Source organism: Bacillus sp. F19 (genome assembly GCA_023823795.1).
Taxonomy (GTDB): Bacteria; Bacillota; Bacilli; order Bacillales; family Bacillaceae; genus Bacillus_P.
This window is the reverse complement of the sequence record CP085710.1, coordinates 394,724-410,623: the sequence shown is the minus strand read 5'-3', so window position 1 is coordinate 410,623 and position 15,900 is coordinate 394,724. Positions and strand designations below refer to the sequence as shown.

Below are 15,900 nucleotides of genomic sequence, written 5' to 3'. Positions count from 1 at the left end.
ATGCTTTTCTAGCTTAAAAAGGATTGTCAGTCTATGAATCTTTTTATAATCATTCATATAATTGCATTTTAAAAAGGGGAATTCGATGAAAAAACCAGTATTTATATCCATGATTGTTATTCTTTTTCTATTAATCACGACTGTAGGCGGCCCGACCGCTTCTGCTGTAAGCTACTCACCGTCTCTGGTACATAAAAAGGGAGCGATGGCGTACGAGCATACAAAGTATCTATCTGAAGTAATTGGCAGCCGCGTTTACGGTACAGCCGGCGAAGCCCATGCAAAAGAATATATTCAGCAGCAGTTTGTGAGAATGGGTTATAAATCAAGTGTACAACCTTTTACTTTTACTAGAAGAGGAAAAGAGTACTCATCTGCAAACGTGCTTGCCTTTAAACCGGGTAAGTCCAGTAAACAAATCATTGTAGGTGCCCACTATGATTCGGTTTCAATTGGCAAGGGGGCCGACGATAATGCTTCAGGTGTTGGAGTGATGCTCGAAGTCGCCGAAGTCTTGAAAAAGGTAAAAACTCCATATTCTATTGTTTTTATTGCCTTTGGAGCTGAAGAAGGCGGTTTGAACGGTTCAAACTACTATGTAAAACAAATGTCAGCAAACGACATCAAGAACACAGTTGGAATGATTAACCTGGACAGCCTTGCTGCAGGAGACAAAATGTATGTCCATGGCAGTGCAGGAGAGGCTGGCTTCATCCGAGACCAAGCTATAAACATTGCAAAGAAGAAAAAGCTAGATATTGGTATTAACACTGGGTTAAACCCTGATTACCCAGCAGGCACAACAGGAGACTGGAGCGACCATGCCCCATTCAATGAACTGGGAATACCTTTTGCCTACTTTGAATCTACTAACTGGGAAATTGGCGATTTAGATGGATACGAGCAAACGGAAGAGTATGGCGGGATTTGGCATACTGAAAATGATACACTTGCCTTTATTGAGGGAGCGTATCCTGGGAGAACTGAGGAACGCTTGTCGACCTACAGCCAAGTACTTACGGAATTATTGAAGTTTATTAATAAAACAAGCTCTTATAAATAAAAAGAATACCTGACCTCAATTGCTCTGCTGAGCATTAAAGATCAGGCTTTTGTACTTAAGCGGAGTCTAATATTAATACAAAAAAATACTTATGACATCAGGACTGTTCTGCTGCGTCAAAACACAGAAGAACCCCCCTTGCTATTCATGCTAAACAGTCATTTTCCAACTTGATACTGCTAACCAGTTTTCCTGTTCCTTATAACCCGGCATGATTTTCCCAACCAGACGCCAAAAAGATCGGTCGTGATTCAGATGGACCATATGACACATTTCATGAACGACGACATATTCGATCACCTTCAACGGTGCCATGGCCAGCTTCCAGTTAAAGGTCAGCTGCAGTTTTGCATCACAGGTTCCCCAGTTCTTTTTACTATCAATAATACGAATCGAACGCGGTTTCACTTTAAAGTTGCTTTGATAGGTCTGGATGCTCTTCTCTACGATCGCTTTACACTGCTGATAATAAAATCGTTTTAAAGCTTGTTTTATTTTCTCATCGTCAAGCTGCTTCACATAGATATGCAGCCTTTCTCCATCAAACATGACATGGTCCTGCTGGATCTTTTCATCATGAGAGATCTGTATGGGATATGCGTTTCCCAAATAAAGAAAGGTCTCACCATACTCATAGACTTTCTCCTTTGGTCCATGCATTCTATCCTTCATTTCTTTCAATCTTTCCTGAATCAGATCCCACTTTTCCTCTATTACCTGAAGAATACGTTCATCGGGTGTGCCTTTCGGAGCCTGGACTTCGATATTTCCATAGGGATCAATCGAAATGCCAATGGATGTCCGCTTTTTATAAGAAATCTCAAAACGAATGGTCTCACCTGAGTAGGTATGTATCATGTGTGCTCACTTATGCTCCCCTATATGTTAAACCTAATCCTTTTAAGAAATTCCTGGCGAATTTATCACCGCACTCTTTATAATTTTTATGGCCTTCTTTTCTTAATAAAGCCCCTAATTCCCCTTTTGTCACATGAATGCCGGCCTTTTGAAAGATATCAAGCATTTCCTCACTTGTTAGCGCCAGGGCAATTTTTACTTTCTTCAAAAGAAGATTGTTCACATTTGCACTTCTTCCCAAAGTCAGTTCCGGTGTTTCTGGCTGCCCCGGCTTTGGCTCCTGCTTCCCTCGTTTAAACGTAACGAAGCCATTTAAAAAGGACTCAAACATCACGTTGTCGCATTTGATGTTCTCTTCATCCCCATCGGATTTGGTAAGGATCTTCGGCAAATCTTGCCTATTCACTTCAATCCCGCCAAGCTTAAAAATCTCAACCATTTCTGTATTTTTCAGATCCAGTGCATATCTTAATCGAATTAAAATATCGTTATTATCCATTAATAAACCTCCTATAGCATTGCCTATTAGCGCGGCAGATTCATCAAAACCTGTTACTACATATTAAACCACAATTATAGTGAATAGCTACTTCACTTTCCACTTTAGTCAAACGATTTAACTTCATTATGAATAGGTTAAAAAATATTAAATGGATCTTGTGATCATCTGCTCACTGCTTCTTTTTTTATTAATAAAAAAGGAATGGATCGCTAAGCTTTACGGAGCCTCTGTTATTTCCAATCAAGGTTGGAAACATAATAAAAAATTCTAAGATGTATTATTTCTATCTCTTTCAGAATAATATCCCCTAAAATTTTCCACAATCAGGTGTACGATATTGGATATCAAACATTTACAATATTTTATTGAGGTGTCGAATTTTTAATAGTTTTTCCCGTGCAGCAGACCATTTATTTATCACCCAGCCAACTATTAGTAAAATGATTAAAAATCTTGAGACGGAGCTTGGAGTTGAACTTTTTGATCACTCCCGCAAGAAGTTAGCCTTGACCGATGCAGGACAGATCATTTTGGAGCAGGCAAAATTAATTGACAATGCCTTTAATAATTTAGAAACGGAATTGGACAACTTGGCAGGGCTAAAAAAGGGGCATATTCGTATTGGATTGCCGCCAATATTTGATGCGCATTTTTTCCTGAAAATTGTCAGCAGCTTTCACGAAAAATATCCCGGGATTACCTTTTAATTAGTAGAAGACGGTTCAAAATTAGAAGAAGATGTGGGCAACAATCTTCTTGATGTTGGGATCATTGTTCTTCCGACTAAGAATGATATCTTCGACCATGTGTTTGGTAGAGGTGGAATAACTTTATGTATACCCTGCAAAATGAGCTGCAAATTGCAATGTAAATCGCCTTGGAAATTTATCCTAGAGAAAATCCCCTGGAATACAAAAAAGACTCTGAGTTTGTACTCAGAGCCAATAATAATTAAGATGGTTACTCCGCAATCGCCCCCGATTGTGGAAGATCGTTCAAAATACGTCTGCTGCATAGATATTGCAGAAAAGCCCCCTTATAATCCCCGGCAGCGCCTTACGTCCTTATACTATACCTTAACTAACTCTCGATTCATAACATCCGTTCTGAGCGACTCATCAGCAGCTCCACTTCGGAAGGCGACGGCTTTCGCGGCTGCAAATCCTTCTCTGGCATTCTATTCGACACGTCTTTCGCGCTACCCATCTTCAACTAGACGCGTAAGTTCATCATTCCGGATTATCAGAGCTCACCGCGCAAGGAGCACCGGCGGTCATTTAGCACCAGCAGAATGATCATCCCCATTATCACACCCAGGACGATGCCGGCCTCCGTGGTCAACACCCGTGCCAGCGGGTACTCTGGGGTGGGCTGCGCATCGGGGCGAATGGAGGTCAAGAGGTCGTAGGTGCAGTAAGAGAACAGCATTCCCGACGAGATCCATGCCGCCGCCATGGGAGGCAGGAACCTCCGCGACCCGCGGCGGGTGGTCAGCACCAGCAGGCCCCACGCCCCTGCGAAGGCCCACGTGCCGGTACTCAACGTCAGCAGGTGCCACCACACATCACGGTCATCCAGCATGGCCGGGTCGATCCCGAGGGTGCCGCCCACCGCCCAGAACACCTTGATGACGCCGAGCAGGATGCAGCCGGCTGCGACGAGCCTGCCCAGTGTGATCTGCAGCTTCCGGGTGTGTCCCGGCAGCTCCCCGCAGTCAATCGGACCGCCTAGCGCCTCCGGCCATCGCGCCTTGACGTACCCTGCCAAAGCGAGCGGCAGGCAAATGCCGACCCCGACCAGAGAGACCATAACGAAGATCTGCTCGTAGACCCAGAAGTCGGCGGCGCCTGCCTCCTTGTCCCGGGTCATGGCAGCCGGGCCAAGCACCGGTACCAGCAACACCATGGGAACGAGAAGACCGGTGCCCATCCACACGGGCAGAGCCACCAGCCACGCGGGCAGCCGTTCACCCCACGGCCTGCAGAACGCCATCGCCAGCAGGATGCCGACCGCGGCGAGAACCGCGGTAGCTGCGTTGATCGCTCGCCAACTGACGTCGCCCATTTGCTCGGTCGGAAGGAAGAGACCGAAAGTCCAGGCGATTTTGATCAGCAGATACGGCGTCACCGCTATGGCGGCTCCATAACCGCAGATTCTACGCATCTTCATCAATCGCGAGGCCCTCTCTGCCGTTACTGTCATGTCGTCACCCCCTACTTTCATGTAATTTCGTTAAAATTTCAAACACAGTCTCTTCAGGCGTTAATTCAGATGAATCCAACCACATTCCAATCTGAGGTGTTTCGTATCGTAATACGCAGTCGAATGCTTCAATGGTCCAATAACCATATACATAAAGTTGATTCTTGCTGTAGTAATCTTCCCTTTAGCTTAATAACAACTATTTCAAATTACCATATTTTTTACAAGAAGTTATTCCATTATATGGCCCTATACACGAAAAAGACGCGTTCTTAAATAAACGCGCCCGATCGACAATTTTATTAAAGGCTGAGTGAGGCTGGTGGGACCTGCTTAATCCTTATTGTTAATTCATGTTAAATCTCTGTTTAAAATTAAAATCCAATTCAAATAGATTTTGTTTATCTGTTAAATATTTGAAATCAGCATACGTTCTTTCTTTGTTTGACATTTCATCTATAAATGGAGAGTAAGTACGGAAAAACATTTTGTTTTTCTTTTCATCAAATTCCACAAGTCTGAGCCAGCCATTTCCTCCTCTGTAACTTCCCTGGTAATCGATAAGCATTTGAATGACATCGTTTCCTGCAGCGTTCTGTTTAACTCTGTGAACTGCACCCGTATAATGTCCGTTAACTGTCATAAACACTTGATTGTGATCATTTACAAGTTCATCCCAAATCAGGCGACCGTTATCCGAATCTACGGCAATAGGTTTATTATTTTCATAGTCAGGATATATAATATCGTGGGAAACGATAATAGTCGGTCTATTTTTATGTTGATTCAAAACACTTTTTGACCATTCCAAGTCTTTTTCTAAGTTTTTCATATCAACCATTAAGAATAAATATTCGTAGCTCCCCGCCTTAACTATTGCATAAGACCCATATCCAGAAGGAGAACTTCCATTATAGTACTCTTTATTCTTAAATCGTTCTGGTCCATAATATGTTAGGAAAGGGTCTCCACTCGCATAATCATGATTCCCTGCAGTAATCATATATGGAGTGTCTTTTTTATCTAAATAGGAAATGGCTTCGAGAGAATTGTTCCATTGTAATTCTGTATCCCAATCAACAATGTCTCCGACAAATGCGTTCATTACAATTTGATTCTTTTTGCTGTTATTAGCAATCCATTTCATTTGGCTGTTAAAAATCTCCGGATTGAGATTTGAATATTTCTGCGTATCTGGAACAAAAAGAAAATTATAATTATTTTTATCTGTTAGGAATGGAATTTTATCGTTTGTTCCTTCAACTTGTTGATCATCACGAGCATCTTGAATAAGCCATTCTTTTTCATTCAAAGCCTCATTAGCAATTCTTATTTCTTGGATGTTACCTGCAAAAAGTGAATCTAATTCATTTGCCCACTCAGAAGCACCAATGTTCCAGCCTTTACCCTCTACAGATGCAATGCCTTTCACTACTTCTGATTTTCCGTAATCGCTGACACTATTCACTGTTAAAGTCGTCGTTTGCCCGTCATTAACTACCGCCAAATGGTACCATTCATCACTATTTAAAGAACGAGACCAGTTGGTCACATTATAGTTTAGATTAGTTGAATGGCTTGTCCATTGGACTTCTTGAGCGTTAGATATAGATAATGTAGTAAGTATTTCTTTCTCGCCTTCTATCTTGCCAAGGTCAGCAGCCTGCCCTTGTCTAGTCAGCATTCCCATCCAGCTATGTAAACGATAATTGAAATTACTTGGTAATTTAAAAATAGCTTCTATTGTAAATCCATTTTTAAATTGTTCCGTATTAATAGGTGCATCTTTAATTGTTTTGAAATATCTTCCTACAGGAGCATTTTTATAATTAGCAAATTGTAAGCTGTCAACATTTTCTTGATCATAATAATCTTCTTCAGACCACTTTATTATATTGTCTAATTCTGGTGATGATTTATCTCCAATCGTCACTAACTCTAAATCATTCCCATTTTTACTTGCATCTTCAATAATTAAATTCCCGTTTTCAATTGAACCGGCTTTCACATGTTCTATTGAAAGTTTCCAATCTGCTGCAATACTATCCTTTTCTTTCTGGGTTGCAGAACCCGAAGCCTCTGTAGGTGCAACAAAACTTGGAATCATCATACAAATGATCGATAAACCTATTATTGCATTTTTCATTCCCATAAACCGTTTCCTCCTTTTTAATTAAGCCAACAATAGTGTATCAGCAACTTATTAATTTCGTTTTTAAATTAGGTTAATATTTGTAAATTTGGTTAATGTTTGTAAATCACCCGTTATTCGTTCTTATGTGTATAGCGACAAAAAAGTTATTTAGTTTTAAAATCACAAACACGTATAACCCCGTTCTGATTTTAGGACGGGGCTAAAATAAAGTTGTTTGATTTTTGATAAAAAATACTTCAATGCACTTAAAATATGACAATAAAGTCGTTTAAATCAAAGTGTTATTACATAATCGCGCCCGATAGTGGAAAAGTGAAGAACACGAAGGAGTTACATTAATAATCCTCAGTTATTTTACTAAAGCTCCCGTAAACCAAAAAAGAAAAACGTCCCCACATCTTGCAGGAACGCATAATAAACATTTACTTTTCTGCTGAGATTATTAAGAACATAGGTCTACGAAGTTCTTCTTTCATTTCGGGAATACTCTTTAACATTTCTTCGGAAGGAATTGGTCACTGGAAGTAGGAGAAAACCTCATCGTTTTCACACCAGAGAAACCGGGAACCTACATGTACAGCTGCTGGATGGGAATGATCCGCGGTGTAATCATTTTGAAAGAAGCATAGGAGGAAGTAAAAGCTCCATAAAGAAAATCGGCTGTATCCAATGGGGATAGCTGGTTTTAAAAATATTTAGAAAATCCAGTTGACAGTCTATCTACTACGTGTTACGATATACCTGTAGTAGGTCACACTGGATACCGACACCACTGAATAGTTAGGTTGCAAAAATATTTTTAAGAAAAATAGTTGACACCTCTGCTACTCGGTGATACAATGTACATGTAATAAGCAATACTTAATAGCATGATTTCCCAAAAGCTATTAAGTAAAAATTCCCCTCAGTACTAAGTTGTACTGAATATAAGTCAGACAAAATAGAGGAGGCTCTGAACATGGAAAATTTAACTGAAATGCTGAAGGGTTCGCTGGAAGGCTGCGTGCTGGAAATCATCAGCCGCCATGAAACCTATGGCTACGAGATTACCCGCCGCCTGAACGAGCTTGGGTTTACTGAAGTCGTGGAAGGGACGGTCTACACCATCCTCGTGCGATTAGAAAAGAAAAAACTGGTGAACATAGAAAAGAAACCGTCAGATATGGGGCCGCCCCGCAAGTTTTACTCACTTAATGAGGCTGGCCGCCAGGAACTTGAATTGTTTTGGAAAAAATGGGATTTTGTATCATCAAAAATCAACGTCTTGAAGTCAATCTAGCTTCATAAGATATTCCGTACGATATTTTTGGAGTGTCTTGTTCAGCTTTATAAAAAAGGAGGAAAAATAACATGATGGAAATGTTCAAAAAAATGATTGGTGATAAAAAAGAATACAAGATGATGATGGCACGGGTTGAAGCCCTGCCAGAGGACTACCAGTTTGTATTTAAGAAAATTCAAAACTACATGTGGAATTTCTCAGCGGGCAGCGGGATGGATATGCTGCACATGCAGTATGAATTAATCGAGTTGTTCGAAGCCGGTGCGGCGGAAGGCAGACAAGTGCTGGAAATCACTGGGGACGACGTGGCGTCCTTTGCCGACGAACTAGTGGCAAACGCTAAAACCTATGTCGCCAAGTATCGTGAAGATTTGAATCAGAGTATCACGAAGCGATTGGGAAAAAATAACAATAGATAATACCGACTGAATAGCTGGTTACAAATGTGAATTGCCACCTTCGCTATTCAGTTATATTTTCAACCTGGTAATAAGTTATACAGATTATCAGTCAGACTAAATAGAAGAGTATAGGCAATCTAGCTCCGCAAGGCGCTCGACCGGATAATTACTCCGCTTTGTCTGAACGCGAGCAACCCGCTCGCTTATCAGACAAAACTCCGTAATTTCCGGATCTCGCAAGCGGCCTTGCATCAAAAATCAACGTCTTGAAATCAATCTAGCTTCATAAGATATTCCGTAGTTTTTGGAGTGTCTTGTTCAGCTTTATAAAAAAGGAGGAAAAATAACATGATGGAAATGTTCAAAAAAATGATTGGTGATAAAAAAGAGTACAAGATGATGATGGCACGGGTGGAAGCCCTGCCAGAGAACTACCAGTTTGTATTTAAGAAAATTCAAAACTACATGTGGAATTTCTCAGCGGGCAGCGGGATGGATATGCTGCACATTCAGTATGAATTAATCGAGTTGTTCGAAGCCGGTGCGGCGGAAGGCAGACAAGTGCTGGAAATCACTGGGGACGACGTGGCGTCCTTTGCCGACGAACTAGTGGCAAACGCTAAAACCTATGTCGCCAAGTATCGTGAAGATTTGAATCAGAGTATCATGAAGCGATTCGGAAAAAATAAATTCAATAGATAATACCGACTGAATAGCTGGTTACAAATGTGAATTGCCACCTTCGCTATTCAGTTATATTTTCAACCCGGTAATAAGTTATACAGATTATCAGTCAGACTAAATAGAAGAGTATAGGCAATCTAGCTCCGCAAGGCGCTTTTTATAAGGAGGAAAAAAGTATGAGCAATGCAGCGATTTCTGTAAAAGGGTTAAAAAAATCCTTTAAAGACAAGGAAGTCTTAAAGGGGGTGGATTTTGAGGTGCGGCGTGGCGAAATTTTCGCACTGCTGGGCTCAAATGGAGCGGGCAAGACGACAACGGTCAACATCCTCTCGACGCTGATGAAGGCCGATGGCGGCGAAGTAGGTATTTGCGGCTTTGACGTCCAGCGTCAACCGGATCATGTTCGCCAGAGCATCAGCCTGACAGGGCAGTTCGCAGCTTTAGACGGCATGCTCACCGGGCGGGAAAACCTGATGATGATCGCCAAGTTGCGGGGAGTTTCCAATCCCGCTCAAGTCGCCGACAATCTGCTTGCAAGATTCAGCCTGACCGATGCGGCCAACCGCCGGGCGGACAAATATTCCGGCGGGATGAAGCGCCGGCTTGACATCGCCATGAGCCTGATCGGGACGCCAGCAGTCATTTTTCTCGACGAACCGACGACAGGGCTTGACCCCGAAGCGCGGATTGAAGTCTGGGATACTGTCAAGGAGCTTGCCGGCGGCGGCACGACCATCTTGCTGACGACCCAGTACCTGGAGGAAGCCGAACAACTGGCGGACCGTATCGCCATCCTGCATGGCGGAAAAATAATCACGACCGGTACCCTTACCGAACTCAAGAAGATGTTCCCGCCAGCGAAAGTGGAGTACATCGAGAAGCAGCCGACATTGGAGGAAATTTTCCTCGCGATCATCGGCAAAAAGGAGGAGATGTAAATGAAAAGCAAAACAGGGGTATTACTAGGGCGTTTAATGCGCAACATCATGCGCAGCCCGGATACGATTATCACGGTGGCGATTACGCCGATTATGATGCTGCTGCTGTTTGTCTACGTATTTGGCGGCGCCATAGAGACAGGCACGGACAACTACGTCAATTATTTATTGCCGGGAATCTTGCTGATGGCTATCGCATCCGGCGTCGCTTACACTTCCGTGCGGCTGTTTACGGATGTAAAGAGCGGGCTGATGGCGCGTTTCATTACCATGCCCATCAAGCGCTCGTCGGTATTGTGGGCTCACGTGTTGACCTCGCTTGTTTCCAATGCGCTTACTGTCGTGGTGGTTATCCTCGTCGCGCTCTTGATGGGCTTCCGTTCCAGCGCTGATATCCTGGATTGGCTCGCGGTAGCTGGGATACTCGGGCTGTTTACGCTGGCGCTGACATGGCTGGCGGTCATTCCCGGATTGACAGCGGGGTCTATGGAAGGGGCAACAGCCTACTCGTACCCGCTGATTTTCCTGCCGTTCATCAGTTCGGCCTTTGTCCCCACCGAAACCATGCCTAAAATTGTCCGTGCGTTCGCTGAGAACCAGCCCGTGACTTCAATCGTGAATGCGATTCGTGCCCTCTTGTATGAAGGGTCTGTTGGCAACGGTATCTGGATCGCGCTTGCCTGGTGCGTCGGCATCATGGTCATCGCTTACTTCTTCGCCAGTAAAGTATTTAAACGCCAGTTAGGGTAAGTACACCATTATGGGATTAGCCATATCAATAGTCAGCCGCTGCGATGAATGCATTTGCTCTCACATGGAAGGCTGCTTAAATGCCGGGGCAACCATCGATGAAATCATGGAAACCCTCAAAACTGGTGTGATTGGTGGCAGCTCGAACACTTATCCCAACGCGAGGTTTGCCATGCATACTTTAGAAGAATTTACAGCGGGTAGTGCTCTTTCGCAGGAGGAGAAATTAAAAGAATAAAGCCCATAGATATAATTGACAGTAAAAGAGTAGAATCCGAAGCAAAACCGCTTTGGTAATCAATGTCATTAACTTAAGGAACTATGGATTACATTTCAGTTGGAATGTGATTCATAGTTTTTTTTCGATTAAAGGAAAAAATTTTAAGGCAGCACGAAAAGAGAGAATTTTTCTCCATTAAATCGGATTTTAAGTTGTTTTATTCTATCTTATCCATTAAAAGGCTTTCCTTTTGTTTATGTGATGCCTGTTTTTCGAACTCGTTGTCCGTTCATATTTCCTTCCCTTTCGAATAGGAACTATTTCCTTGAGAATCTTGTTGTGCAATCGATTATAGAGCTGCTCCCGTTCCGATGGCTCTTCCCTCAACATAATGACAATAAAGTATCGTTTTATATACCCCACCGCCATATTTATGTTGATTTTCATTTTGTGCTTATAATTCTCTTGAACAATCTCTTCTTCAGCTTCATTTTGGACAGTTTGCAGAAGGTTAAAAACATACATCTGACTATAGATGTCCTGCTTAATAAGTTCTTCCTTACTACTTGAGATATTTGTAATCTTCATGCTTTCCTTTAAGTAGTGGTAGTTGGTTTCAGTTCCCCAACAAAGGTTGTATAACCAGGAAATCTCCTTCGTGTCGAATTCTTCCGATGTCAAGTTGGTCATCAGGTACTCAATCTCACCTGTCTTAAGCCGGATTCTTACCAAACGGACTGACAACGTATTGCCAGGTTAATTTCAGAATAGGTCTTGAGACTTAAAATTATTTTATATTTCCCCTGAATACTTCGTTATATTGCATAAGCCATCGTTAATTTTTCTCATTATATTCCATTGTTTTCTTATTAATTAGTTGACCACAATAAATAAAAGCGTAAAACCCTAAGGAATCACACTTCTTTGAACCTCTGTTTATTCCGTTTAACTGCCCTTATACTTAATACCAATTATTTCAAAATTCCATCTTTTCCACAATTCGTTATTCCAGAAAATGGCCCGATTGTTGAAGATCAATAATGTTTTTAATAGCTTCTGAATTAACCCGGGCAAATCGAAATTTACCGGTGATCGTCATGTATTGGTTGAAACAAATCTTCTTGAGTAGTTCGAACAACAGAAAAATGGTCAACATTGTAGTGGCCATGCAAAATTTTATTATGATGATTTACGATTTGTTCAGCGGTCAGAACATCAGAATCTGTTGTAGAATGTCCGTCACCAACTAATGTTACATCAAAACCATTAACGGTTCCCATTCTTACAGCTGTATCAATACAATGTTCTGATTTGCACCCCATTATTACGATATGCTTAATCGCATTTTCTTTTAATTCGTTTAAGAGCGGTGTTCCAAAAAACGCATTGGTAGCTTTTTTATCAAAGATCTTGGCAGATGGTGGAACTTGAATCTCTGAATGAACCTCAAATCCAATCCCTTTCCCCTCTGCAACATCCAAATCTCTAATAAAAATAATCTCTATTCCTAGTGCTAAAGCTTTTTCAATGACGAGATTAATGTTATTCAATAATGCATCTTTTTTTCGGACTGGATTTTCTTTTTCGCTACCATCTATTAGTTCTTGTTGAGCATCAATAACGATCAAAGCTTGTTTCATTAGAAAAACTCCTTTTCAATATAATCTAGACCCTGTTCCCTAAACTTTTCTTCAATTTCATTCTTCATAATATCGCCCCCTTAAACTTTTAAACTTATTTCGTTTTAAAACCATAAAATCCTCTTTTTCAACCTAGTATTAAATGTAACTGTTCTCCTTTTGTTTCCTTAATCTGGCCCGTTTTATAAAGAAAGAAGCCGTTCTAATTAAAGAAAAGCGTCCGATTGCGGAAGATTGAAAAATGTGAAAGTGCTGCAAAAATGGCTCCTCAGTTACCGCGTAAGTTTAAAAATCACCATTCTGTATAAGTTCATTAAAAATTCACTTCCCAACGAAGAAGTTTACAGTTAACGATTGGGCATGGGAAGCTCTTATTCTAATAATTACTTAGAGCTTCAATTAGGGGGAGAGGGAGATAATCATTACAATAAATGTGGTTTGGTCCTGACATAGGTATAAAGACTAAAGGAAAATAGAAGGATTTACTTTCCTCTTTCATCTCTTAAAATACATAGAAGGAGGTAGAGCAACATGTTCAAAAAAGTGATCATCCTTTTGGTGCTCTCATCAATTTTAATAGTATTAGTATTAGATAGAGCTCATACAGCTGCTCCTGTTAACAATACAAGTCCTAAAAGCAATGGTTCCTCTGGGTACATTACGATGGAATACAAGATTAGCGATATTAATGGTAACCAATACTACGGAAAAGCTGATGACGGTACAGGGATCTATTTTTCTGCTGAAAACATACTTTCGGGTGATAAGATACAAGTTAATGATGAGGTTATATGCTATTTTGAAAAAAATAATTTAAGTAAGGGATTAGTAAAAGTCGAGAAGAAATAATATCACAAGGAACCCCTTGTCCCGTTTTTCCCATGTAAAAACGAGGGAGCAGAATACTCGCCCATATTATAATTCTGCAACTCTCTAGCATATAGATGAATCTCATGTTGAAGCTATAAGGCTCATTAAAAAACGCCATCCTTTCTTTGGTGTCTAAAGAAAGAATAGCGTTTTTTTATCATCAAGCTACCTTACTTTCTTGACTTGATGACCTTCTACAGTCAGTCCCATATAAAGCAAAAGACCAATTCAATTAAGCTATAATAAATCCCCATGCTGATTGTGATAATCGAACCTCTTTTTCTTAGAAAGCTTCAGGACGCCCATAAAAAGCCTCTTGAAATCCATCTACACAGTCAAATGGAATGGGAATCTGCTGAACCTTATTCCATTAAAACCCCCGATTGTTGAATAAAGGATACGTTCCACTATTTGTGAATTGCACCTGATTACTGAATAGCCACCGATCCCTACTTGTCAGCAACCTTCGAATTATGTATTGAGCTGTCGTTCCCGTAAGTGTAGTTACACTCCAAAACTATGCTAACACCTTACATTTTTGCGTTTGAAACCAAGCAACCCTCTATCTATACCCTTTTGAATATTTTCGGAAGCAAGCAGGATACTGCTTTTTTTCTTGCCCCGCCTGACTTCGACTGGGCCTACTGACTTTGCGGTTTCAACCGCTTTATCATGGAGTGGCAAATATGAAATCCCAACAGTGTAGATAAAATTATTCATAGCGGATTTTGTTCGATCAGGAGAATTGTGAATCGTATTTTCCACCTGATCAAGCATACTGGCAATCTTGCTTGCGCTAAATTCTCCGTCCGGTTGATTACCCAAAAGCCAGCAGTAACAGCTCCAGCCTGCCGACATTCTAAGTTCTTCACCGCTTGCGATCCATTTATCGGCAACAACTTGCGCAAAATCGGTTTCTGCCAAAGTTACTGCAACCACATAATCCGACAGCATATAAAAATTCGCCGCATCCATCCAACGCTCAAAAACCGCCTCAGTCATGGTCATTGGGACCGCAATGATGCCGGCAAAATACATCGCATCGTAGTTCCCAGTGGCGTAAAGCTGCTCGGCCAAAGGCTGATTTTTCTTGATTTTCTTTGCGAGAGGCTTCATTTTGCCTGTAGCCACGCCAAAAAGCGGCTCGTGTGCACCATTGCTTATGTATGTCTTTTTAATTCGTTCATTGCCGAGCGCTTCCAGTTCCGCCATAACCATTTCAAAATCCATCGTTTTGCACTTCCTTCCATTAAACATACCCACTTCATTGTAACCATCTAGTTTATATACTTTATCAAGCAATACTTTAACTTGATTTAAAAGATCAAAAGTAGCTGTCATCGCTTGTGCCAACAAGCTCTTACATTGGATTTACGCTATCCTCACACACAAAGAGACGTTTAAAGAATAAAAACGAACTTTAAATTACATTATTTACCATAATTTCAAGCGATAATTTGAAGTCTCTTTGTGACTACAATTATTATACCATGGTGTTTAAAACTAACTTAACCCCAATTTATTAACTTATATTAGCTCGTATAATGGAATAACTGTTTCCATTTTAACATAATTATCCAATATTATTACCTCAAATGAAAAAGCACACCCTTTATAGCTGCCAAATGGTGTGCAAATTTCTCCGTAAATTCATTTACTTTTTTTAACTGCAAATTGTATTTTTCTCCTCCAAAACGGAACCCGCTACATTTACAATATTCCTGCTTTTTATAAATCTGATAACTATAAAGAGAACTGCTCCAGAATGAAAAAGTTTATACAATGACAGCTTCCAGCATCGTTCCATTCTTCGCAAAATTCGTATGCCAGGAATACGCTTTTTCCAGCACATGAGGGGTTTGTCCGCTTCTAGTAAGAGCTTCCCGGTAATAGTCGCGAAGCTGATCACGATACATTGGATAAGCACATCGTTCGATAATCAGTTCCGCACGCTGCCTTGGTGCCAGACCGCGCAAATCTGAATATCCTTGTTCTGTCACAATGACATTCACATCATGTTCAGTGTGATCTACGTGTGATACAAAAGGAACAATGCTTGATATTTTTCCGTCTTTAGCGATTGATTTTGTAACAAAAATTTCCAGGTGGGCATTCCTTGCAAAATCACCGGATCCCCCAATTCCGTTCATCATTTTCGTGCCTAGGACATGGGTTGAATTTACGTTGCCATAGATGTCTAATTCCAATGCTGTGTTAATGGAAATCAATCCAAGCCGGCGGATGATTTCAGGGTGATTTGAAATTTCCTGCGGCCTCATATGCGATATTTTTCAAAATTCGAGAAAACATCTTTCATTTTCGAATCTCAGGATAT

General features: G+C 41.1%; 15 protein-coding genes and 3 pseudogenes. 9 read left to right on the top strand and 9 right to left on the bottom strand.

What is annotated here, in order from left to right; all coding sequences use genetic code 11:
• Positions 1-85 precede the first annotated feature (85 nt).
• On the top strand, positions 86-1,063 hold the full coding sequence (locus LIT25_02235) for a M20/M25/M40 family metallo-hydrolase (GenBank protein ID USK34245.1): 978 nt from the start codon (positions 86-88) through the stop codon (positions 1,061-1,063).
• 150 nt (positions 1,064-1,213) lie between these two features.
• Here LIT25_02235 and LIT25_02230 read toward each other — a convergent pair whose 3' ends face one another.
• Together LIT25_02230 and LIT25_02225 are read right to left on the bottom strand one after the other, a co-directional pair.
• Positions 1,214-1,921 carry a M48 family metallopeptidase gene (locus LIT25_02230; protein ID USK34244.1) on the bottom strand — a complete coding sequence of 236 codons (708 nt, stop codon included), beginning with the start codon at positions 1,919-1,921 and terminating at the stop codon, positions 1,214-1,216.
• Positions 1,922-1,931: 10 nt separating this feature from the next.
• The gene (locus LIT25_02225) at positions 1,932-2,420 is read right to left on the bottom strand and encodes a DUF1456 family protein (protein USK34243.1); all 489 of its coding nucleotides are present in this window, start codon (positions 2,418-2,420) and stop codon (positions 1,932-1,934) included.
• Positions 2,421-2,760: 340 nt separating this feature from the next.
• Here LIT25_02225 and LIT25_02220 point away from each other — a divergent pair.
• Positions 2,761-3,229: pseudogene (locus LIT25_02220) on the top strand (LysR family transcriptional regulator).
• A 436-nt stretch (positions 3,230-3,665) separates the two neighbouring features.
• On the opposite strand, the gene LIT25_02215 reads toward LIT25_02220, so the two are convergent.
• The 3 genes and pseudogenes from LIT25_02215 to LIT25_02205 all read right to left on the bottom strand — a co-directional run bounded on the left by LIT25_02215 (position 3,666) and on the right by LIT25_02205 (position 7,301).
• Positions 3,666-4,625 (bottom strand): hypothetical protein, encoded by a 960-nt coding sequence (locus LIT25_02215; protein USK34242.1) that lies wholly within the window; start codon positions 4,623-4,625, stop codon positions 3,666-3,668.
• A gap of 346 nt (positions 4,626-4,971) precedes the next feature.
• Positions 4,972-6,777: a metallophosphoesterase gene (locus LIT25_02210; GenBank protein ID USK34241.1), complete on the bottom strand. Its 1,806-nt coding sequence runs from the start codon at positions 6,775-6,777 to the stop codon at positions 4,972-4,974.
• 425 nt (positions 6,778-7,202) lie between these two features.
• A pseudogene (locus LIT25_02205) lies at positions 7,203-7,301 on the bottom strand (SAM-dependent methyltransferase).
• A 437-nt stretch (positions 7,302-7,738) separates the two neighbouring features.
• Between LIT25_02205 and LIT25_02200 the strand changes: the two are divergent.
• From LIT25_02200 to LIT25_02175, 6 genes are all read left to right on the top strand, one after another.
• Positions 7,739-8,059, top strand: coding sequence for a PadR family transcriptional regulator (locus LIT25_02200; protein USK34240.1), 321 nt, complete (start codon positions 7,739-7,741; stop codon positions 8,057-8,059).
• 71 nt (positions 8,060-8,130) lie between these two features.
• Positions 8,131-8,481 carry a DUF1048 domain-containing protein gene (locus LIT25_02195; GenBank protein USK34239.1) on the top strand — a complete coding sequence of 117 codons (351 nt, stop codon included), beginning with the start codon at positions 8,131-8,133 and terminating at the stop codon, positions 8,479-8,481.
• A 330-nt stretch (positions 8,482-8,811) separates the two neighbouring features.
• Positions 8,812-9,165, top strand: coding sequence for a DUF1048 domain-containing protein (locus tag LIT25_02190; protein ID USK34238.1), 354 nt, complete (start codon positions 8,812-8,814; stop codon positions 9,163-9,165).
• Positions 9,166-9,323: 158 nt separating this feature from the next.
• Positions 9,324-10,085, top strand: coding sequence for an ATP-binding cassette domain-containing protein (locus tag LIT25_02185; GenBank protein USK34237.1), 762 nt, complete (start codon positions 9,324-9,326; stop codon positions 10,083-10,085).
• Positions 10,086-10,835, top strand: coding sequence for an ABC transporter permease (locus LIT25_02180; GenBank protein ID USK34236.1), 750 nt, complete (start codon positions 10,086-10,088; stop codon positions 10,833-10,835). It abuts the gene before it with no gap.
• Positions 10,836-10,845: 10 nt separating this feature from the next.
• Positions 10,846-11,073: a carboxymuconolactone decarboxylase family protein gene (locus LIT25_02175; GenBank protein USK34235.1), complete on the top strand. Its 228-nt coding sequence runs from the start codon at positions 10,846-10,848 to the stop codon at positions 11,071-11,073.
• Between the two features lie 216 nt (positions 11,074-11,289).
• Here LIT25_02175 and LIT25_02170 read toward each other — a convergent pair whose 3' ends face one another.
• The gene (locus LIT25_02170) at positions 11,290-11,745 is read right to left on the bottom strand and encodes a hypothetical protein (protein USK34234.1); all 456 of its coding nucleotides are present in this window, start codon (positions 11,743-11,745) and stop codon (positions 11,290-11,292) included.
• 392 nt (positions 11,746-12,137) lie between these two features.
• Positions 12,138-12,695, bottom strand: coding sequence for an isochorismatase family protein (locus LIT25_02165; GenBank protein USK34233.1), 558 nt, complete (start codon positions 12,693-12,695; stop codon positions 12,138-12,140).
• Between the two features lie 531 nt (positions 12,696-13,226).
• On the opposite strand from LIT25_02165, the gene LIT25_02160 reads away from it, so the two are divergent.
• Positions 13,227-13,544 carry a hypothetical protein gene (locus LIT25_02160; protein USK34232.1) on the top strand — a complete coding sequence of 106 codons (318 nt, stop codon included), beginning with the start codon at positions 13,227-13,229 and terminating at the stop codon, positions 13,542-13,544.
• A gap of 543 nt (positions 13,545-14,087) precedes the next feature.
• Here the strand turns inward: LIT25_02160 and LIT25_02155 are convergent.
• A complete protein-coding gene (locus tag LIT25_02155; protein ID USK36125.1) occupies positions 14,088-14,795 on the bottom strand; it encodes a DNA alkylation repair protein in 708 nt (235 codons plus the stop codon).
• Positions 14,796-15,340: 545 nt separating this feature from the next.
• Positions 15,341-15,885, bottom strand: a pseudogene (locus LIT25_02150) (acetyl-CoA hydrolase).
• Between the last annotated feature and the right edge of the window lie 15 nt (positions 15,886-15,900).